Origin of the sequence: Streptomyces sp. NPDC059248 (assembly GCF_042753905.1) — a bacterium.
Taxonomy (GTDB): Bacteria; Actinomycetota; Actinomycetes; order Streptomycetales; family Streptomycetaceae; genus Streptomyces.
The window spans coordinates 73,291-91,912 of sequence record NZ_JBHYZV010000026.1; the positions used below are offsets into that span (position 1 = coordinate 73,291).

At 70.4% G+C, this 18,622-nt stretch carries 17 protein-coding genes and 1 tRNA gene; 9 read left to right on the forward strand and 9 right to left on the reverse strand.

The annotated features are described in order from the left end of the window. Window positions 1-13: 13 nt before the first annotated feature. The 4 genes from ACFXG1_RS13940 to ACFXG1_RS13955 all read right to left on the reverse strand — a co-directional run bounded on the left by ACFXG1_RS13940 (window position 14) and on the right by ACFXG1_RS13955 (window position 4,025). Window positions 14-1,078: an acyl-CoA dehydrogenase family protein gene (locus ACFXG1_RS13940; protein ID WP_384715129.1), complete on the reverse strand. Its 1,065-nt coding sequence runs from the start codon at window positions 1,076-1,078 to the stop codon at window positions 14-16. Between the two features lies 1 nt (window position 1,079). Beyond that, window positions 1,080-2,126, reverse strand: a complete 1,047-nt coding sequence (locus ACFXG1_RS13945; RefSeq protein ID WP_384715132.1) for a bifunctional MaoC family dehydratase N-terminal/OB-fold nucleic acid binding domain-containing protein — start codon at window positions 2,124-2,126, stop codon at window positions 1,080-1,082. Further along, window positions 2,123-3,421 carry an acyl-CoA dehydrogenase family protein gene (locus ACFXG1_RS13950; protein WP_384715135.1) on the reverse strand — a complete coding sequence of 433 codons (1,299 nt, stop codon included), beginning with the start codon at window positions 3,419-3,421 and terminating at the stop codon, window positions 2,123-2,125. Before ACFXG1_RS13950 ends, ACFXG1_RS13945 begins: the two co-directional genes overlap by 4 nt. 295 nt (window positions 3,422-3,716) lie before the next feature. Then, window positions 3,717-4,025 carry a hypothetical protein gene (locus tag ACFXG1_RS13955; RefSeq protein ID WP_384708518.1) on the reverse strand — a complete coding sequence of 103 codons (309 nt, stop codon included), beginning with the start codon at window positions 4,023-4,025 and terminating at the stop codon, window positions 3,717-3,719. A 329-nt stretch (window positions 4,026-4,354) separates the two neighbouring features. Between ACFXG1_RS13955 and ACFXG1_RS13960 the strand changes: the two genes are divergently transcribed. Beyond that, window positions 4,355-5,308, forward strand: coding sequence for a bifunctional DNA primase/polymerase (locus ACFXG1_RS13960; RefSeq protein ID WP_384708515.1), 954 nt, complete (start codon window positions 4,355-4,357; stop codon window positions 5,306-5,308). A gap of 68 nt (window positions 5,309-5,376) precedes the next feature. Here ACFXG1_RS13960 and ACFXG1_RS13965 read toward each other — a convergent pair whose 3' ends face one another. The 3 genes from ACFXG1_RS13965 to ACFXG1_RS13975 form a co-directional block, all read right to left on the reverse strand. After that, window positions 5,377-5,628 carry a hypothetical protein gene (locus tag ACFXG1_RS13965; protein ID WP_384708512.1) on the reverse strand — a complete coding sequence of 84 codons (252 nt, stop codon included), beginning with the start codon at window positions 5,626-5,628 and terminating at the stop codon, window positions 5,377-5,379. Between the two features lie 448 nt (window positions 5,629-6,076). Continuing rightward, window positions 6,077-6,886, reverse strand: coding sequence for a class I SAM-dependent methyltransferase (locus tag ACFXG1_RS13970; protein WP_384708510.1), 810 nt, complete (start codon window positions 6,884-6,886; stop codon window positions 6,077-6,079). Continuing rightward, window positions 6,883-8,286, reverse strand: a complete 1,404-nt coding sequence (locus ACFXG1_RS13975; RefSeq protein WP_384708507.1) for an XRE family transcriptional regulator — start codon at window positions 8,284-8,286, stop codon at window positions 6,883-6,885. The genes ACFXG1_RS13970 and ACFXG1_RS13975 overlap by 4 nt, the downstream gene beginning before the upstream one ends. A 323-nt stretch (window positions 8,287-8,609) precedes the next feature. Here ACFXG1_RS13975 and ACFXG1_RS13980 point away from each other — a divergent pair, with 323 nt between their 5' ends. From ACFXG1_RS13980 to ACFXG1_RS14000, 5 genes are all read left to right on the forward strand, one after another. Then, window positions 8,610-8,951 (forward strand): hypothetical protein, encoded by a 342-nt coding sequence (locus ACFXG1_RS13980; RefSeq protein ID WP_384708504.1) that lies wholly within the window; start codon window positions 8,610-8,612, stop codon window positions 8,949-8,951. A gap of 19 nt (window positions 8,952-8,970) precedes the next feature. Then, on the forward strand, window positions 8,971-10,095 hold the full coding sequence (locus ACFXG1_RS13985) for a radical SAM protein (protein WP_384708501.1): 1,125 nt from the start codon (window positions 8,971-8,973) through the stop codon (window positions 10,093-10,095). Continuing rightward, the gene (locus ACFXG1_RS13990) at window positions 10,092-10,256 is read left to right on the forward strand and encodes a hypothetical protein (RefSeq protein WP_384708498.1); all 165 of its coding nucleotides are present in this window, start codon (window positions 10,092-10,094) and stop codon (window positions 10,254-10,256) included. The genes ACFXG1_RS13985 and ACFXG1_RS13990 overlap by 4 nt, the downstream gene beginning before the upstream one ends. Window positions 10,257-10,344: 88 nt before the next feature. Next, window positions 10,345-11,211 (forward strand): GNAT family N-acetyltransferase, encoded by an 867-nt coding sequence (locus ACFXG1_RS13995; RefSeq protein ID WP_384708495.1) that lies wholly within the window; start codon window positions 10,345-10,347, stop codon window positions 11,209-11,211. Between the two features lie 274 nt (window positions 11,212-11,485). Next, window positions 11,486-11,878, forward strand: coding sequence for a hypothetical protein (locus tag ACFXG1_RS14000; protein ID WP_384708492.1), 393 nt, complete (start codon window positions 11,486-11,488; stop codon window positions 11,876-11,878). Between the two features lie 330 nt (window positions 11,879-12,208). On the opposite strand, the gene ACFXG1_RS14005 is transcribed toward ACFXG1_RS14000, so the two are convergent. Both ACFXG1_RS14005 and ACFXG1_RS14010 read right to left on the reverse strand, forming a co-directional pair. After that, window positions 12,209-12,295, reverse strand: a tRNA-Ser gene (locus ACFXG1_RS14005). Between the two features lie 91 nt (window positions 12,296-12,386). Beyond that, window positions 12,387-14,003: a S1C family serine protease gene (locus ACFXG1_RS14010; RefSeq protein ID WP_384708489.1), complete on the reverse strand. Its 1,617-nt coding sequence runs from the start codon at window positions 14,001-14,003 to the stop codon at window positions 12,387-12,389. A 216-nt stretch (window positions 14,004-14,219) separates the two neighbouring features. On the opposite strand from ACFXG1_RS14010, the gene ACFXG1_RS14015 reads away from it, so the two are divergent. The 3 genes from ACFXG1_RS14015 to ACFXG1_RS14025 all read left to right on the forward strand — a co-directional run bounded on the left by ACFXG1_RS14015 (window position 14,220) and on the right by ACFXG1_RS14025 (window position 17,267). Next, window positions 14,220-15,035 carry a glycerophosphodiester phosphodiesterase gene (locus ACFXG1_RS14015; RefSeq protein WP_384708486.1) on the forward strand — a complete coding sequence of 272 codons (816 nt, stop codon included), beginning with the start codon at window positions 14,220-14,222 and terminating at the stop codon, window positions 15,033-15,035. Window positions 15,036-15,354: 319 nt separating this feature from the next. After that, window positions 15,355-15,960, forward strand: coding sequence for an ATP-binding protein (locus ACFXG1_RS14020; RefSeq protein ID WP_384708483.1), 606 nt, complete (start codon window positions 15,355-15,357; stop codon window positions 15,958-15,960). Between the two features lie 314 nt (window positions 15,961-16,274). After that, window positions 16,275-17,267 carry a DUF5926 family protein gene (locus ACFXG1_RS14025; protein WP_384708480.1) on the forward strand — a complete coding sequence of 331 codons (993 nt, stop codon included), beginning with the start codon at window positions 16,275-16,277 and terminating at the stop codon, window positions 17,265-17,267. The last annotated feature ends 1,355 nt before the right edge of the window (window positions 17,268-18,622 follow it).

The following is an 18,622-nucleotide window of genomic DNA, read 5'->3' on the forward strand; positions in this document are numbered from 1 at the left end:
CCGTCTACGCCGTCTACGCCATCTGCTCCGTCCATGAAACCGCCCTCCCCTCGTCGGCGAGCAGTGTTCCCAGCTCCGCGAGGAGTTGGCTCCCGCAGCCCAGATAGGCGTCGAGCTGCCGCCCCCACAGGAAGTGCCGGTGCACCGGGTGGTCGAGATCGGCGCCCATGCCGCCGTGGAGGTGCTGGCCGGTGTGCACCACCCGCTTTCCCGCCTCGGACGCCCACCAGGCGGCGGTGAGCGCGTGGGCGGCGTACGGGAGGCCCTCGTCGCGGCGCCAGGCCGCCTCGTACGCCGTGACCCGTATCGCCTCCGTGTCCATATACGCGTCGGCCGCGCGCAGTTGGACGGCCTGGCGGGCGGCGAGCGGGCGGCCGAACTGTTCACGTGTGCCGGTGTACCGGACCGCGCGGGCCAGGGATCCGGCGCAGACCCCCGCCTGGAGTCCGGCGAAGGCCACCCGCGCGGTGGCGAGCACGTCCTCGTACGCCCCGGCGCCGGACCCGGCCGCACCCAGTCGCTCGGCGGGGGTCGCGTCCAGTGTCAGCCGGGCGGCCGCCCACGGCGCCGTGGTCTCCACGTCCTCGGTCCCGGCGTCCTCGACCCGTATCCACCACATCTCCCGGTCGTCGTCGGCGACCAGGACATGGGTGGCGTCCCTGAGCCACGGCACCCAGGGGACCGTACCGCTGAGGCGCCCGTCGCCCACCCGCCGTACCGCCGCGCCCCCGCCGAAGGCACCCGTCGCGACCGCCGTCCCGTCCCGCAGGGCGGGCAGCAGCCGGGCGCGCTGCTCCGCCGTACCGTGAGCGGCCATCGCCAGCAGCCCGTAGACACAGCTCGCCGCGAACGGGGTCTGCGCCGTCGTACGCCCCTGCTCCTCCAGCACCAGGACCAGCCCCAGCAGGCCGATGTCCTCGACCGCCTCCGGCAGACCGGACGCGCACAGGGCCTTCCACAGCGCGCGGTCGCTGCCCGTGCCGACGGCCGCGAGACGGTCGTACGTCGCCGGATCGCCGAAGATCCCGGCCGCCAGCCCACGCGCCGCCGCCTGCTCCTCCGTAGGGGTGAAGTCCATATCAACCCGCCTCCTCACCGGTCGAGACCACCCGGAAGACCGGGACCACCCCGTCCCCGCCGCTCTCCGCCACGTCGAGGAAGTCCAGCTCGACCGGCAGCCCGATCCGTATCTCGTCGTACGGCACCCCGGTCACCCCGGCGACGATCCGGACGCCCTCGCGCAGTTCGATCAGCCCGACCGCGTACGGCGGATCGAAGGCCGGGAACGCCGGATGGTGCATGACCACATACGAGTACACGGAGCCGGACCCATCGGCCTCGACCGTCTCCCAGGCGTCCGAGCCGCAGTCGTTGCACCCCGGGAGCCACGGGAAACGGAGCCGTCCGCACTCCGCGCACCGCTGGATCAGCAACCGGTGCTCCGCGACCCCCTGCCAGAACCCGGCGTTGTCCCGGTTGACCACCGGGCGCGGGCGAGCCGCCCCACGCCGCTCACCGGCGGCACCGGTGCCGACACCGGAACCGGAAGGCCGGGGCGGCGGAGCGTACTTGAGGATGCGGAAGCGGTGGACGCCGGCGGGCTCGCCGTCGGCCCGTACATCCATCCGCGTCGTGATGAAGAACCCCGTACCGAGCTTGGTCTCCTTCCGCTCCGACACGGACTCGATCACCGTGTCGAAGGTGATCCGGTCCCCGGGACGCAGCGGGCGCAGATACTCCTGCTCGCAGTCCGTGGCGACGACGGAGGTGTACCCCGCCGCGTCCAACAGGCCGAACAGCTCCTCACGGGCCGGTGTCACCCCTCCCCCGTCCGAACCGGCCCCGGAACCGGCCCCCGTCCCGGCATGGCCGGACAGCCCGCCCATCGTCCATACCTGGAGCATGGCCGGCGGAGCGACGGCGTCCGGTCCGCGATACGCCGGATGCGTATCTCCCACGGCCTCGCACCAGTGCCTGATCATCGGCGCGTTCACCGGGTCCTTGCCGACCGCGCCCACCATCGCCGCGCAGCCCTCGTACTCCTTCAGCCGAGCGGACAGCACCGCCACCGGATCCCCCGCCCGGTCCGACCGCTCGGCGACCGTCGTCACCGCCTCACCGCTCATGTCCGCCTCCTCTTCGGACCCCTCATCCCGAGCCGCGTCATCGCGACGATCTCGCGCTGCACCTCACTCACCCCGCCGCCGAAGGTGTTGATCTGCGCCGCCCTGTTCATCCGCTCCAGCTCCCCGTCCGTCTCGCGTGTCCCGTCCGTCCCGTCCGACCGCTCCGGCCCCGCCGGGCTTGCGCGGAGCGCGCCGGGCGATCCGCCCCGTATCAACGCCTCGTCTCCCGCGATCTCCTGGCACATGCGATACACCTCGACCGCCGATTCGGTTCCCGCGAACTTCACCCCCGCCGCATCTCCCGGCGCGAGCCGACCGGCCCCCACATCGGCCACCAAACGCCAGTTGAGCAGGCGTGTCGCGGAGAGTCGGGCATGAGCTTCGGCGGCCCGGATCCGGATCCAGGGCTCGTCCATACGACGCCGCCCCGTCACGGGATCGGGCGTACGGGCCCGGGTCAGCGCCGCCGCGAAGAAGTCCTCGGCCTGCATACCGATGGCGGCGAGGGCGACCCGTTCGTGGTTGAGCTGCTCGGTGATCAGTCCCCATCCGGCGTTCTCCTCGCCGACGAGGTTCCCGGCCGGGACGCGCACGTCCTCGTAGTACGTCGATGTCGTGGTCAGCCCGCCGACGGTCCGGATCGGCGTCCAGGAGAAGCCCGGGGCGCCGGTCGGGACCAGGATGATCGAGATGCCCCGGTGCGGCGGTGCGGTGGGATCCGTACGGCAGGCGAGCCATATCCAGTCGGCGTTCTGGGCGTTGCTGGTGAAGACCTTCTGCCCATCGACAACCCAGCTCCCCCCGCAACCGGAACCGCAACCAGAACCGGAATCCGAACCGAGACCCGTACCAGGTCCGGCCGGCGGAGGCGCCGAGTCGCGTACGGCACGCGTCCGCAGCGCCGCGAGATCCGTCCCCGCCTCCGGCTCGGTGTACCCGATGGCGAAGACGGCGTCACCGCCGAGGATGCGGGGCAGGAAGAAGGACTTCTGGGCATCGGTGCCGTACTTCATCAGTGTCGGGCCGACGGTGTTGAGGGTCACCATGGATACGGGCGCGCCCGCGCGGTACGCCTCGTCGAAGAAGACGAACTGCTCTTCGGGACCGCGCCCCCGGCCGCCGTACTCCTCCGGCCAGCCGAGGCCGAGCAGCCCGTCGGCGCCGATCCGCCGGAGCAGGGCGCGCTGAGCCTCAGGATCGTCCGCGGGTGGCGGGCCTCCGGGCATCAGGGACCGGAAGTAGGAGCGGAGTTCGGCGCGCAGCTGCTGCTGGCGCCGGGTCGGCGCGAGATGCACGGCGGCCTCCCCGAAGAGGGATCACGGCGGTCGGAGCGGGGGTCGGGACAACCGGCTCCCGGACAACCGGATTCCGGATCGCCGGATTCCGGATCGCCGGGGTTCGGATCGCCGGGGTTCGGACAACCGGTGGCCCGGGCATACGAAAACCGGTTTCTGACTGTCCGTCAGAAACCGGTTCCATGTCAAGGCCCACTGCGACCGCGGGGCGCGCGAACACGCCTGCGCGGCGGCGCTCTCGGCGCCGCCGCGCAGACGGCATCACCCCTCGGTCATCCCCCCGTCGGGCCGGACATCACCACCACAGGTGACCGAAGTGCACATTCACGTTGTCCTGGTCGATGGCGGTGAAGGCGGAGCCGTTGACACTGGCGATATTGCTCTGGTTCGAGGAACCGGCACCGCTGGCGACCTGCTGACTGGTGGTCGAGTTGCCCAGATTGTCGCCGACCACACCACTGCCGACGATCGAGGCCACCGTCGCGTTCGATCCGTTGTCCGCGAAAGAGCCGTTGTCGGCCGCGGCGACCCCGGTGAACAGGGCGGCCGTCAGGGGCAGGGCGGCAACAGCGGCGAGAACGCGGATCGTACGGATGCTTGCCATGTCTTCTCCTCCGAAAAATCAAGCTACGGCTTGCTCCCGGCGCGAACGGCCCGCGAAGGGTCGTCCGCGCCGGATCGTGACGGCGACGTCGCGCCCTCAGAGTCGCCCAACGAACCCCCGCCGATCCACCCAAGCCGGGTCGGTTCCCCCTGAAGCGTGAGGACAAGCAGATAAACCCCTTTCACGCCCGCAGAACGGGACGAAGGACGAACCCGGACCGGCCCCGCCCCACCGGATGCCCGGCGCCGCAAGAGGTGAACCGATACGGCACCCCCCGAGCCCTTCACCCCCCTCTACCGATCATCGAACACAAGTACGAAAATGGTCCCATGGCCCTGCCCGACAGACAGACCTCCACCCTCGCCCTCGCCCACGCTCTGGCCGCCGCCGAGCGCGGCCTCCCCGTCATCCCTCTGTCCGCGTCGAAGCTCCCGGCCCTGCGGTCCCCGCACCGCGAGGAGCCGGAGCCCGGTCGGTCCCCGGACGCCGCTCGACCGGTGCGGTGCCGCGGCGCCTGCGGACTGCCCGGGCACGGCGTCCACGACGCCACCACCGATCCGGCGGCCGTACGAGCCCTGTTCGCCGCCGCGCCCAGAGCGACCGGCTACGGCATCGCGTGCGGCAGGCCACCGCACCGGCTGATCGGCATAGACCTCGACGTCACGACCCCCGTCATCCCCGACGACCAGGGGTTCTCGCCGTACGCCACGCCGTCACCGGCCTCGTTCTCGGCGCTGCGGGACCTCGCGCTGCGGCACCTGTTCACGATCCCGGAAACGGTCACCGTCATCACCCCGTCCGGCGGCCGCCACCTCTGGCTCACCGGCCCGCCCGACGTCACGGTCCCGAACTCCGCGAGCCGGCTGGCGCCCGGCATCGACGTACGCGGGTACGGGGGATATCTCGTCGGCCCCGGCTCGGTGACCGACCGGGGGACGTACCGCCTCGCCCCCGGTACGGCCCGGCTCGCGCCCGCGCCCTGCCCGCGTACGCTCCTCCGGCTGATCGCGCCGCCCGCGCGCCCTCACCACCCCGAAGCTCCGCACGCGCGCCCCACCCATGGCCACGGCCTGGTGCACTTCGTCCGGGCCGCCCACGAGGGCCAACGGAACACAAGACTCTTCTGGGCGGCCTGCCGCGCCTACGAGAACGGCATCGGAGACATCCTCGCGAACGCCCTCACCCGGGCCGCCGTCCACGCCGGACTCCCCGAACGCGAGGCCCGCGCCACGATCGCCTCCGCCCGCCGTCTCACCTCGGACGGGCGGGAACTGCGGTCCTGACGACCGGGACGACGTGAAGGGGTGCCCCGCCGGGGGCACCCCTTCACAGTCGCTCCGGCGTACCGGTACTACTTCTTCTTGCCGAAGAGTCCGCCCTCGAACTTGGCCCAGTCGTACATCTGGTGCACGGCCTGCCCGAAGATCGGGATGCTGATGTGCTCGAAGACGTCTTCCAGCAGGTCGATGTCGCCGGTGTTGTAGATCAGCGGTCCATTGATGTTGATCAGACCGCCCCCGGCACGGGGAGCCGCCTGCTTCTCCTGGGCATGCGCGGTACCGCTCGACAGGGTGAGGGCGACACCGGCCGCCACAGTCGCCACAAAAGCCGCACAACGAATACGACGCTTCACGAGCACTCCGATCCAGAGGGTGGGTTCCACTGAAATCAGCCCAGGGTCAACCCCCGTGTGCACTACGGGAGTTGAGAAGGTTTCGCCTGTGGGGGGCTGAGATGGACGTCAGCCTGCCAGTAGGTCAAGGGCAAGTAAAGTACCTGAACAGGTTGATGTGATCATGACCTAAACCCCACCCCCTGTCCGAATCCCGACGCCCGGGCCCACCCGGTTGCGCAGATTGTCGGGACTGCCGTGGGTCAAAGGCATTGACGCTCATGAGCGCCTCGGTCGACACACCGGCGACCACCACGATGTGGTTCGCCCGGACGATGTTCAGAGCCCCGGAAAACAAACTTGTGGCAGACGGGTGATGCTGCACGCCGCTATTGCGCAGGGACACGAAGGGACACGAAGAGGTACGTGGTAGCAGGACTCATCGGCAGACGAGGATGCCGCCAAGACAAGTAACGCGGAAGGCGCCCTCTGACCGAATCGTCTCGTTGACCCGCTCCCGGGCGCGCTCGATCGTCTCCAGGAACGGAACGCCCATCTTGTCGGCCCAGGCTTCGTACGAGGCCAAGTATGCGACGACCGGTTCCGCGTCGGCCACCTCGATCACCCCGGGAAGGGGGATCGTGCGGATCTCGCCGAATACCGTACCGAGGACCGCCGGCGCGTCCTCCAGGGTGAAGCGGGCGGACAACTGCACTCGGGCCGGTCCCTCCTGGATGCCCAGCACATCGCCCGCGGCCCGGCGCCAAAGGTGCTCCAGTTCGCGCTTGTCGGTCTGACTGTTCGTGGAGACAATCGCGATGCCGCCCGGCGCCAGTACGCGGCCCAACTCCCGTACAGCCCGGGCCTGGTCCTCGACGTGGTACAGCATGTGCAGCGCAAGAGCAGCACCGAGGGCTCCATCCGCAATGGGCAACTGCTGGACGTCCGCGACGACTGCTCCGGGAATGGCGCCGAGAATGCCGTGAGAGACGTCCATGGGCAGCACGTTCAGGTCGGGACGGTCGTCCCGCACCCGGGCGACGAACTTCCCGTTACCGCAACCCACGTCAGCTATCACACCGCGTACGTCGGCCAGTTCGTTCACGACGATGCCCGGAAGGTCGTGGCTCGGGGTCTGCCATTGGTAGAGGGACTGACGGGCGGCGAGGTGCTGCCCCGTGCCGTACGCCTTGGTGGAAAGAAGGCTGCGATCGGTGACCAAAGAATCATGCGTGGGCCGGGCGGTCATCGGGGCTCCGTAGGATTGCTGGCGAGAGCGGGCCGGACGGTCACCTCCTGAATGTGCGCGCGGAGATCGACCGCCGACTGTGCGCCACGGTACGGCTCGCTTCCGAGGAGCGCGGCCGGATTGCGAAGCCTGATACTGATGCTCGCGGTGTATCCCTCGGCGGTGAACACCTCCGAGAGCTTCGCACCGGCTCCCTCGACGTCGCTGTCGGCAAGGTAGGCCGTGGCCAGGTCCAGATGGGCGGCCTGTAGATCGCCGGGGGAGCGGTCGCCTTCCGGCCCGGCCCGGTACAGCTCCACGGCGCGATTGGACGCGCTTATAGCGTGCCGGATCTGCTCGTCGCCCCCGATGGCCAACAGGGTGGTCCCGGCATAGGCCCACTGCTTGGCCTCGGGGAACGAGAAGACCCCGGGCAACTCGTCGGGTCCCGCGGCACCCCGTGCCTCATGGGCCAGTGCAAGTATCCTCAGCGCGCTGTGAGTGTCCCCTTCGGCTGCGCGGGCCCGTGCCTCCAAGCTCAGCAGCCGAGCCTTGATCGTTCCCGTACCGGGGCCCCGACCCTCGTTCTGCCCGGCCTGCGCAAGGTCTCCTGCCCGCCGGTAGTCCCCCGCCCAGTAAGCGGCCAGTGACTGGAACGACTGTGCCCATGCGCGTAACGGTGAGTGCTCCGAGATCTCCGCACACTGCACCACAGTGCGGACATGCGTAGCTGCGGCGGAGCGGTCCCCCAGGTCAAGTGACACATGGGCCGCAAGACCGGATAGCCACCCTGCGACCACGTACAGATGACGGGTCTGACTGGGGTGCTGTCGGCCCTCCAGCAACTGGAACGCTCCACCCCGAGCTGCGCGAATCTCCGGGATCAGAAGAGGCAGGGGCCGGCTGACGAAGTCCCGGGCAAGTCGTTCAACATCAGCATCGAGCTGCTCCAGTACGAGCGTGTTGACGTTGGTCTCCGCCGCGTGACGAGCGAGCCTGGCAGAGAGCTCCGTACCGGCGGCCAGGGATCGGGCATCTGCGTCCGCCCCCGGCAGTCCGGTGGCCAGCGGCTCCGCAGCTGAGGCCGGCACCTCGGCCGGTTCGCGGGGCGTGACCATCAGGCTGGGCGGCGTCTCCCAGGAACGCCGGGCAAGTCCGAGCATGTGTCCGGGAATGCGTAGCCCATCCGAGATCCGTTCGATCACGTCCAGGTGCAGCAACTGCCGCCGTCCGGCGACTACCTCGCCCACGCGGCTCGGGGTCAGGTCACAGCGGCGCGCAATCATCGACGGATAGATGCCTGCTCGTGCCTTGACCAGCTGAAAGATGCGGCCGAAGTCTCTGGCCTGGCATGCCTCGATCATGACTGGGTCTGTGAGCAGGCTGACCGGGAGTTCCTTCGAGCGAGGTGGCTCGGGCATCGGGCACGCTCCGGCATGAAGACTACGGACCGCTGCACTTGGTCAACCGAGGGTGATGTTACCCAAGTTGGGTAATCCGCTTGACCTTTCTGTCCGGGCCCGCGGATCGCGATGCTCCTGACCATGGCGAACGGACAGAACGACGTACGGATGACGCTGCGGGTCTCCCGCGACTCCGGCCAGACGTGGGGGCCTCTCACGGAGGTACGCGTGGGCGAGGACCCGGTGGTCCCGGAGAACTCGAGCCGCTACCCGCTGTGCAGCTGCCCCCGGTGCTCGCAACAGACCCGGAATGCCGTCGCGTCCTTCCGAATGGTGTCGTGATGCGGTGCGTGCACTGGCGCCGGGTGCCCCTCGACCTGCCGCGAGAAGCGCGGGAGAAGTCGGCCGCCACATACATCGACAGAGCGGTGCAGTGTCAGCTGTCCGCGCACGACGAGGTTGAGCACTTCGGTCTTCTCACCGACACCGGCGCGTACGGGACCGCACTGTGGCTCCGCTGGCGCGGGACGGACGATGCGGAGCTTGTCGTGCTGTCGGACTGCCCGGTGGCCGCCCCGGGGACCGACGGTGAGGGCTGCTGTCTGTTCACCGACCACGCCAAGCAGCACACCTGGGAAGACGCCCAGGAGGAGGTCTCGTGCACCAGCTGTCCCGCTCCGTGATCCGGAAGGAGGGCCATCGATGGCCCACGCTCTGATCGCCTCCCCGTTCCTCGACGGACACCTTCTCCTCAAGCCGGGGGCACGGACCGGCGCCCGAATCTCCGCCGACCACTTCGAGGGCCTGCACCAGGCCGCCACCGGCGGAGCGTCGCTTCCCGTATGGGCGGTGGAGACCGCCGCCGATGTGTGGGGCCTGGATCTGGGCGGCCGACCCGCGCAGGGCACGGTGCTGGTGCGCGAGCCGTCCCCGTACGGCTACTGCCGGGCGTCCTGGGAGATCAACCTCGGTTGCAACTTCGGCTGCAAGCACTGCTACCTCGGCGAGCGGCCCTTCTCCGGCCTCGGCTGGGACGACAAAGTGCGACTGCTCGACATCATGCGTGAGGCCGGCGTCCTCTGGCTCCAGATCACCGGCGGCGAGCCCACCATGGATGCCCACTTCCGGGGCGCCTACCGGTACGCCTGGCAGGCAGGGATGATGCTCACCGTCTCCACCAACGGCTCCCTGCTCTGGCGGCCCGACCTCCTCAAACTCTTCCGGGACTGCCCGCCCTACCGGCTGGTCGTCAGCATGTACGGGGCGAGCGAGGAGTCCTTCGACACGCTCACCCGGCGCCGCGGGGCCTGGAAGGCGTTCCGGCGTGGCATGGACGCCGCGCGCGAGGCGGGCCTGCCGCTGCGCATCAACGTCGTGGTGACCGAGGACAACGCGGCCGAGGCCGACGAGATGGCCGCCCTCGCCGAGACGTGGAACGTCGAGAACCACGCGTACACGAACATGACGCCCACGATCTACGGCGGCGGAGAGCCGCTCCTCGCCCAGTCCGCCGCCCACCTGCGGCAACGCAAGCCGTTCGCCGGCTGCAACGCGGGACACACCTTCTTCCACGCCGACCCCCACGCCAAGGTCTCGATCTGCAAGGTCGGCCGCGACGACCAGATCGACCTGATGGCCGAAGGCATCGACGGGCTCACCCGGCTCGGGGCCATTGCCGACCGCCTCATGCTTCGCACCGGTGGGTGCGAGGGCTGCGCCCTGTCCGGCACCTGCCGGGTCTGCCGCCCCCTGGCCAAGCACTACCAGGAGGCGAAGGCGCCGCTGCACAGCTACTGCCAGCACGGAGACAAGGAGAACGCCTCATGACCCCACCCGTACCGGTGACCATCCTCCCCGGCCCGCTGCCCTCGGCCCGCCGCGCGGCCCCGCCCGTCGCGACGCCGTCGATCAACGCCGTCCAGGATCTCGACGCGATCGTGGAGAGCGCGGAGTGCTCCTGCGACGCCGGTGACGACAACCCCCACTGACCGACACGACCCGGTCAACTCCGCTCAGGCCCCGGCGCACTCGCGTCGGGGCCTGAGCCCTGCCCGGCCCGCCACTAGGGTGCCGCTCATGTTCTTCCGCTGGGACTGGCTCCGGCCCCAACTGACCGCGCCGATCGTGCCGACCCTCGGCCCGGTCCACCCCGACGCCCTGACCGTAGGCATCTTCGAGGACACCCTGCGAGCAGCCGCCACCGGAGAGTTCCTGCCCTACGACAAGGACCGGCGCTGGGGTGGTGAGAAGGACGAGAAAGTCCTACGCGAAGCCGTGGTCCATCAGCCCGAGCACACCCTCGTCCCCACCCTGACACGGCGGGGACACGGCGCGGTGAAGGTCTTCGCCTTCGGACTCCGTGACAGCGTCGTGGAGGAGGCCGCCGAACTGGCGACCAAGCTCGCCGCCGCGCACGACGTGGCGGGCGCCCGGGTCGTACGCCCCCTCGGCCCCGAGACCGCGCACCCGCGCGGCACCCGCATCCAGATGAAGGACTTCACAACCGACGCCTGCCCCGCCCCTGACGGCCCGGTTCGGCCAGTCACCACTTGGCCGGCCGCCGTGCAGGAGACCTTCGCGCCGTTCTCCGAGGCCATGGCAGGCGATGGCCTGGCCTTCCTTCACACCCAGATGCAGGCCGGCCAGTGCGGCCCGGTCCTTGCCGCCGCCATCGAGAACCGCATCGTGGGCGCGATCGGCCCCATGGACGTACGTCCTGACGCCATTGGTCGCCCCCAGCTAATGCCCCAGTACTTCGCAGTCCTGCCCGAGGCCCGGGGCCGGGGACTGGGCCGCGTCTTGTGGCGGGCAGCGATGCACTGGGGCCAATCCCATGGCGCCGCCTACCAGCTCCTCCAGACCGAGGTCGACGGCTCCTCCGACCGCCTGTGTCAGTCCGAAGAACTAGCCTCCCTGGGCTTCACCCACACCACGTCCGCGTAGCTCCGAACCGCGCCGCCGTTTCTGGCCGGATGACCCCTGGCAACCTCAGCCACAGAAAGCCGGCCACGACGGCGGGTGCGCCGACCGAGCACCCGCCACGTGTGTCTCCAGCAACCACCCACCGGCCCCAGCCACGCTTTCAGCTGAGGCGGTCGCTACGGTGCAGCTCTCGGAGCGAGCAACAGCAGGGGCAGCCATGGGTACAGACGCACCACATCACGAGTTCCAGGTGGGCGACGTTCTGAGAGTCAGCTGCCCGCCGGCTGAGGGCCGAGTGGCCGATGTGTCCCGCTTCCACGCCTCGGTTGAGTGGCCATGGGCCGAGATCGATCCGCAGTCCCAGTTCAAGTGGAACGGGCAGAGGGCCTTCGCGATGTCGCCCGACTCTTCGGACTGGACCATGAGCCTGTTCAAAACCGACCCTGCGCCATGGAACTTGCACGTCGGTGATAGCTGCCTCGTAGGCATACCTGAGACGCTGGTGCGGATCATCGATATCGGCCGCTTTGACCCTCCGCAGGATGTCGGCTGGCTTCCCCGCCCTCACACGATGCTGATCGTCGTACCCGCCGACTACCCGGACGAGGCTCTTTCCGAAGACGACGGAGACACGATCGACCTTGAATCAGCGGCACCGGTGACAATCGAGCTGGTGTCTCGGAGCTGATCGGGTCTGCATGCCCCGCACGTGCCATGCAGACTCGATCAGCCCCCAGCCTCGCAACAGCCCGGACGCACCCGGGGTGAGTGTCCAAAACTGCGTAACAACGCCGACGAACAGGCGGCGGACGAGCACAATTGTCTGCGGACCATCAGTACAGATGAGAGCCACACCAGGCCAGGGCAGTGCTCGCCCCGAGCTGCTTCGGGACGAAAAGGTCCGTGCCCCATCCATGCCCGATCCCTCGGGGCACCACGGTGAACCACAGCCCAGAGGGGCAACCCATACGAGAACGACCCCCGACCATTCATGCTGGTCAGGGGCCGTTTCATCGGGCGGTGGGTGTGGGATTTGAACCCACGGTGACATCGCTGCCACGACGGTTTTCAAGACCGTTCCCTTAGGCCGCTCGGGCAACCCACCCCGTCCGCGCGTCGACCGGCGCGGAGCGGCCTACAGAGTACCGGGACGACGGAGGGTGTCGCAGCAGACTTCCGGGGTGGGTGAGGCGGGGTCAGCTGTCGCCGGTGCGGGAGCCGAGGGTCAGGGTGGCGGTGGACTCCTTGCCGGCGCGTTCGTAGGTCAGGGTGACCTTGTCGCCCGGCTTGTGGTTCCAGATCTCGCTGATCAGGGTCGGGCCGCTGTCGATGGGCTTGTCGTCGAACTTGGTGATGACGTCGCCCGACTTGAGACCGGCCTTGGCGGCCGGGCCGGACGGGGGGAGCGCCGGGGTGCCGTCGTTGCCGCGGGAGGCGATCTTGGCGCCCTCGGCGGACTCGGACATGTCGACCGTGGCGCCGATGACGGGGTAGACGGGCTTGCCGGTCTTGATCAGCTGGTCGCCGACGTTCTTCGCCTGGTTGATCGGGATGGCGAAGCCGAGGCCGATGGAGCCGGCCTGGCCCAGGGCGCCGCCGGTGGACTGGATGGCGGAGTTGATGCCGATGACCGCACCGCGGGAGTCGAGCAGCGGGCCGCCCGAATTGCCGGGGTTGATGGAGGCATCGGTCTGGAGGGCGCTCATATAGGAGCTTCGGCCCGCGCTGCCGTCTCCGGAGGCGACCGGGCGGTTCTTGGCGCTGATGATGCCCGTGGTGACCGTGTTGGAGAGCCCGAAGGGGGCGCCGATCGCGATCGTGGAGTCGCCGACGGCGACCTTCTCGGAGTCGCCCAGGGCCAGCGGGGTCAGCCCCGCGGGGGCGTTCTTCAGCTTCAGTACGGCGACGTCGTAGCCCTGCGCGCGGCCGACGACCTCGGCGTCGTACTCCTTGCCGTTGGAGAACGTGACCGCCAGGGTGCCGTTCTCCCCCGCGGTGGCCACCACATGGTTGTTGGTGAGGATGTGGCCCTGCTGGTCGTAGACGAAGCCGGTGCCCGTGCCGCCGCCGTCGGATCCGCCCGGAAGGTCCGCACCGCCACCGCCACCGCCACCGGACTTCACCTCGATGGTCACGACGCTCGGCAGCGCCTTCGCGGCGACCGCGGCCACCGTGTCGGGGGCGCGCTTGAGGTCCTTCGGGATCTCCGACGCCGTGACCGTCGTCGAGGCGTTGTCCTCCTTGCGCTCGTTCGCCGCCCAGTAGCCGGCCGCGCCGCCGACGCCGCCCGCCACCAACGCGGCGACCAGGACCGCCGTGACCAGGGCCGTCCCCCGCTTGCGCGGAGGCTTGGCGTCGCCACCGGCCGGGGCGGGGGCACCCCAGGCGGGGCCGTCGCCGCCGGGCGCGGGGGAGGGGAACGCGGCATTCGGGGGAGGCGGGGAGGCCCAGCCCGCGCCCGTCGGGTGCGGGTCCGCTCCCGGACCGGCAGCCGTGTACCCGTCCGGCTGCTGCTGCGGCGGCTGGGGCGGTGGTGTGTGCGCGGCCGCGCCGGGCGCCGACGGGGTGTATTCGGGGTGCGGGGGGTGCTCGGCGTGGGCCGCGGGCGCCGGGGGTGCGGACGGAGGAGCCGGGGGTACGGAGTCGGTGGGCGCCGGATCCGCGAGCGCGAAGTCGGACGCGGGCGCCGGGGGCGCGGCGGGTGCCGGAGGCCGTCCCTCGGGAGAAACCGGCGGCACGGGGGGTACGGGTGGGGCAGACGGGGTCGCCGACTGCTGCGACGGACCCTCGGTGCCCTCGTACTCGGTGCTCACAGCTATTCTCCTCCGGTCGCGAAGTCCGCGCGGTACTGTCTCGGATCAGCATTTCCCACAGCCCGTCAGACCACGGTAAGCGGGAGCTGTGCCTCTTCCGTCATTCCTTTATAAGCGACAAAGCGGGCGGATGGCGGAGCGGGCGGGGATCTGCCGCGCCGGACCTTTCCGTGCCCCCCGCACCCGCCCCGCCCACCACGGTGGCACCATGTCGCGGTGACCCCAGCACGGCAGCAGAACATCCAGGTCGTGGCCCACCGCGGCGCCTCCGAGGAGGCCCCCGAGCACACGCTGGCCGCGTATATGAAGGCGATCGAGGACGGTGCCGACGCGCTCGAATGCGATGTACGGCTCACCGCGGACGGGCATCTCGTCTGTGTGCACGACCGGCGGGTGAACCGGACGTCCAACGGGCGCGGCGCCGTCTCCGCGCTCGAACTCGCCGACCTCGCCGCACTCGACTTCGGCACCTGGAAGGGGCGCGAGGACTCCGCCGAGAGCCCCGACTGGGGCGATCCGTCCCTCACCTCGGTCCTCACCCTGGAGCGGCTGCTCGAACTCGCCGCCGACTCGGGCCGCCGGATCGAGCTGGCCATCGAGACCAAGCACCCGACGCGCTGGGCCGGGCAGGTGGAGGAGCGGCTGCTCCAGCTCCTCGGCCGGTTCGGACTCGCCGCGCCCGCGTCGCCCGAGGAGTCGGCCGTACGGGTCATGAGCTTCTCGGCCCGGTCGCTGCACCGGGTCGCGGCGGCGGCGCCGACCCTGCCCGCGGTCTATCTGATGCAGTTCGCCGGGCCCCGGCTGCGCGAGGGGCGGCTGCCCGCGGGCTCCCGGATCGCCGGTCCTTCCATCCGCATGGTGCGCAACCACCCGGAGCACGTCGAGCGTCTCCACCGGGCGGGGCACCGGGTCCATGTGTGGACCGTCGACGACCCGGCCGACGTGGACCTGTGCGTCCGGCTGGGTGTGGCGGCGATCATCACCAACCGGCCGCGGCAGGTGCTGGCGCAGCTCGGCCGCTCCGGCGGCTGAGGACCGGCCCGCGCCGACCGGTCGCGAGCTTTCGGCGACCGCGACCTTTCGGCGACCGCGCGCGTCCGTCGTGTAACTCCGGACACAGATCACCACACACATCTCCTTCACATATGCGCCCGCCTCCTTCGGGAAAGCCCTGATATCGAGGGGTACGACCCGCCATAGGTGCACATGACACCCACTACAAGGAGTGCACCGGCGCGTTCGCACCGTACTCCCCGGTCAGTAGTGACCCCATCCGGCCACCCGGGCTCGGTTTCCGGTCCAGTCCATCGGGGCATTCACACGGTGGCGTGGGGCAAAGGAGGTCTCGGGGGTGGCGTTGGTGGTGGCACAGCACGTGCCCACGTCGTCGAGCATGGCCGTACCCCATGGCCCTGCGGGCGTGGGTGAGGCGAGGCATCGGATGCGTGAGCAGCTACGCATGAGCAAAGTGCCCGAATCGGTCATCGACGACGCGATGCTGATTCTTTCCGAACTACTGAGCAATGCCTTCCGGCACGGCAGGCCCCTGGGCCGCGCCGACCGGGGCGACGGCGACATACGCGCGGCCTGGCGGGTGGACCGGTCGGGCCGGCTGGCGGTCGAGGTGACGGACGGCGGCGGACCCACGCGGCCCGTGCCGTCGACGCCCTCGGTGACCGCGCGCGGGGGCCGCGGCCTCCAGATCATCACGGCACTGGCCCGGGAATGGGGCGTACGCGACCATCCGTCGGGCGAGGTGACCGTATGGGCGCTGGTGACGCAGGGCAGCGCCCACGATCCGTACGCTACGCGCGTCACCGGCGGTGTGCCGGGCGGCGGGTTCGGCTTCGCGGACCCGTACGAGGGCGTTCCGTACGACGGTGTGGCGTATGACGGTGTGACGTACGACAGAAGGTCGGGGGGCGCTTCCGGCGGGGAGCCGCGCGACGCCTCCTGAGCACGACGCCTCCGGGCGATCCCGGGGCCCGCGGTCCGGCACCGCCGGCATCACCGACACCGCCGGTTCCGCCCCGGGTCCCGTACGACGGTCCCGGCACGGGCGAGCCGCCGCGTACCCCCACGGCGCGGCGAATCGCGCGTGCCGGATGTCGCGGGCCGGACGGGACTTTCCCGGCATGGCCTAGGCTCGCGCCAGCACCGCCGACCGAGAATCGCCCCGAGCACCAGCCATCACGCGTCACGTGCCCGCGCGCCGACCCAGGACGCGTACGGGCACCGCACAAACGCCGTATCCACGGGAGAAGCCACACCATGGCCAAGAAGCGCCCCCAGACCACGTCCGCCAGGCAGCAGCCGCAGGGCCGGAGCAGGACCGTCGGCGCCAATGAGCCCGTGCCGGTGGTCGGCGCCCGGGAGCCGTGCCCCTGCGGGTCGGGCCGCCGCTACAAGGCGTGCCACGGCCGCGCGGCCGCCCAGGCCGTCGCCGAGCTGGTCCAGCGGCCCTTCGAGGGGCTGGCGGGCGAGGCCGACTGGGTCGCCCTGCGCGAGCTGGTCCCGGCCGCCACGATCCCGCTGACGCTCAAGGACGGACTGCCCGACGGCGTCCCGTCCGTGACGCTGGCGACCGTGCTGCCGATGGCCTGGCCGGCGCTCCGCCGCGACGACGGCTCGGTCCTCGTCGGGCTGCAGAACGACACCGCGTCCGGCGATCTCAGCCGCGATCTCGCGGACACGCTCAGCCGCGCGCTGCGGGCAGAGCCCGGCACCCCGGTCGGCGCCGAGCGCGCCGCGTCCGGCGACGGCCCCCGGCTCCAGGACCTGCTCGACCCGGCCGCCCCCTTCGAGCCGGTGGTGCACACCGGGTTCGAGTTCTGGGTGCCGGAGGCCGAGTCCGCCGACGCGGATGTGACCGCGTCCCTGGAGCGGGCGAACGCCGCGGCCATCCCGACCGTCAGGCTCACCGGCGTCGACGCCGCCTACTGGTGCGAGACCCCGGAGAAGAACCACCTCCGCTGGGTGATGACCCACCCCGAGGAGAAGCTGCTCGACGCCCTCGCCCGGCTCCACGCCGCGGGGACCGCGTCCCTCGGCGACGGCACCCGTCTCGTCGGCTCGTTCCGGGCGCACGGCCTGACCGTCCCGGTCTGGGACCTGCCGTCCGGCATGGGCGCCGAGGAGTGCGAGAAGCCCGCGGCCGCCTTCGCCGAGCGGCTCGGCGAGGCCCTCGCGTCGGACGCCCCGCTCACTCCCGAGGAGCGCAGGGCGCGCGGCGGTCTCACCAATCGACAGATCACGCTGAGCTGAACACGCCAATTATTACGGCCGACTCACAACTGGCCTGAACACGACCCCGAGTTGAATCCCGGGCCGTCGCCGGCCCGGGATCCGTGGTCGGCGCGGGTGGGCGGTGCCGGGATTAGCCCGTGACTCCAGTCACAACTCCCGCCACACTCAGCCGATTCTCTGTCCGAATAACCGAGATCGAATTTGCGAACCGCAGATCTCTTGTTACCGTTCTTATGAGCCCGGTCGCTGGTGCATCCCCCGTCGCCAGCGATCGGGCCTCTGTCGTTTCGGCTCCGCCGCCGACACCCGCTGGGCCCGTCGGCCGAACCGGGCCGGAGGATCGGCTTCCGCCCCGGCCGTCCGACCACCGACGATCGCACATTCAACGATCCGCGGCCGCGCGGTAGTTGCCGGCGGACTCGCTCCCCGAGCGGAGTAGCAGCGGCGCCCGGACCGCCGTCCCGCCCAAGCCGTCCGGAGCGCCGTGTGAGCCCTCTCCGGCCGCTTCCGACGGCATCGCGGCCGCCGCGAACTCGACGACCGCCGAATAGCCCGTGAGCCCCCGGGAAGACACCCTCGGCGTCTCGCAGACCCCCGGCTCGTCACCCGCTTCGACCACGCAGTTCATCTGAAGCGTTCGCCATCCCGGACCCATGAGAGTCAGTACGGAACTCAATTCCGCGCCGGTGGCATTCCGGTAGTACGTACGCGCCCAGGTGGCACGGCCATCGGCCAGTACACATGTCTGTGCTTCAACACCGTCGGGAGAGGTGAGTTCCGGCCCGCAGCGGGCTCTCGTGGCCCCCGTGCCCTTGGTCCCGGCCGGTACGGAAGTCGGCATTCCGACCCTTGGACCGGCCTCGTTTACGGCCCTCGGTGCCATGACGTCCCGGTGGGTGGGGTGATTTCCAGTCGTTTTACGGGGGGAACCGCCCGGCGCCTCGTGGCCCGTGCCGGGGACGTCGCCCTCCCCCGCCACCGCGCCCGGCGGCACCAGCACCGCGAACGCCGCGACCAACACGATTCCGACCATGCGGAGTTTCATGGACACCTGCCGACTGCGCGAAAAACAGTGGTCGTGCCGGGAAACGGACACGCCGGAAAGGGAGAAGCGGAAGAAGAGGGGAAACCGTGGGGCGGAACGAGGGGAAACGAGACCAGGAACCGGCGAACCGGTGCGGAGCCTCGGCCGTGAATACGGCGCGGCACCCGATCGGGGACCGGTGGGGCGACGATATCCGCGTCGCGCGGCGGGACGCCGGGCCGCGCACCCGATTCCCGTACAACTCGGGCCCACTCCTACCCGTTCGGGTGAGGGCGGGGCGCCCGCCGGCGCCCCCCCCCCCCCCCCCCGCTCGTATAAAAAAAAACCA

Coding starts and splice junctions, on each gene's coding strand:
- ACFXG1_RS13985 (WP_384708501.1), top strand. CDS start 8,971: ATGGCCCACGCTCTGATCGCCTCCCCGTTCCTCGACGGACACCTTCTC.
- ACFXG1_RS13995 (WP_384708495.1), top strand. CDS start 10,345: ATGTTCTTCCGCTGGGACTGGCTCCGGCCCCAACTGACCGCGCCGATC.
- ACFXG1_RS13970 (WP_384708510.1), bottom strand. CDS start 6,886: ATGACCGCCCGGCCCACGCATGATTCTTTGGTCACCGATCGCAGCCTT.
- ACFXG1_RS13975 (WP_384708507.1), bottom strand. CDS start 8,286: ATGCCCGAGCCACCTCGCTCGAAGGAACTCCCGGTCAGCCTGCTCACA.
- ACFXG1_RS13980 (WP_384708504.1), top strand. CDS start 8,610: ATGCGGTGCGTGCACTGGCGCCGGGTGCCCCTCGACCTGCCGCGAGAA.
- ACFXG1_RS13960 (WP_384708515.1), top strand. CDS start 4,355: ATGGCCCTGCCCGACAGACAGACCTCCACCCTCGCCCTCGCCCACGCT.
- ACFXG1_RS13955 (WP_384708518.1), bottom strand. CDS start 4,025: ATGGCAAGCATCCGTACGATCCGCGTTCTCGCCGCTGTTGCCGCCCTG.
- ACFXG1_RS13945 (WP_384715132.1), bottom strand. CDS start 2,126: ATGAGCGGTGAGGCGGTGACGACGGTCGCCGAGCGGTCGGACCGGGCG.
- ACFXG1_RS13990 (WP_384708498.1), top strand. CDS start 10,092: ATGACCCCACCCGTACCGGTGACCATCCTCCCCGGCCCGCTGCCCTCG.
- ACFXG1_RS13940 (WP_384715129.1), bottom strand. CDS start 1,078: ATGGACTTCACCCCTACGGAGGAGCAGGCGGCGGCGCGTGGGCTGGCG.
- ACFXG1_RS14025 (WP_384708480.1), top strand. CDS start 16,275: ATGGCCAAGAAGCGCCCCCAGACCACGTCCGCCAGGCAGCAGCCGCAG.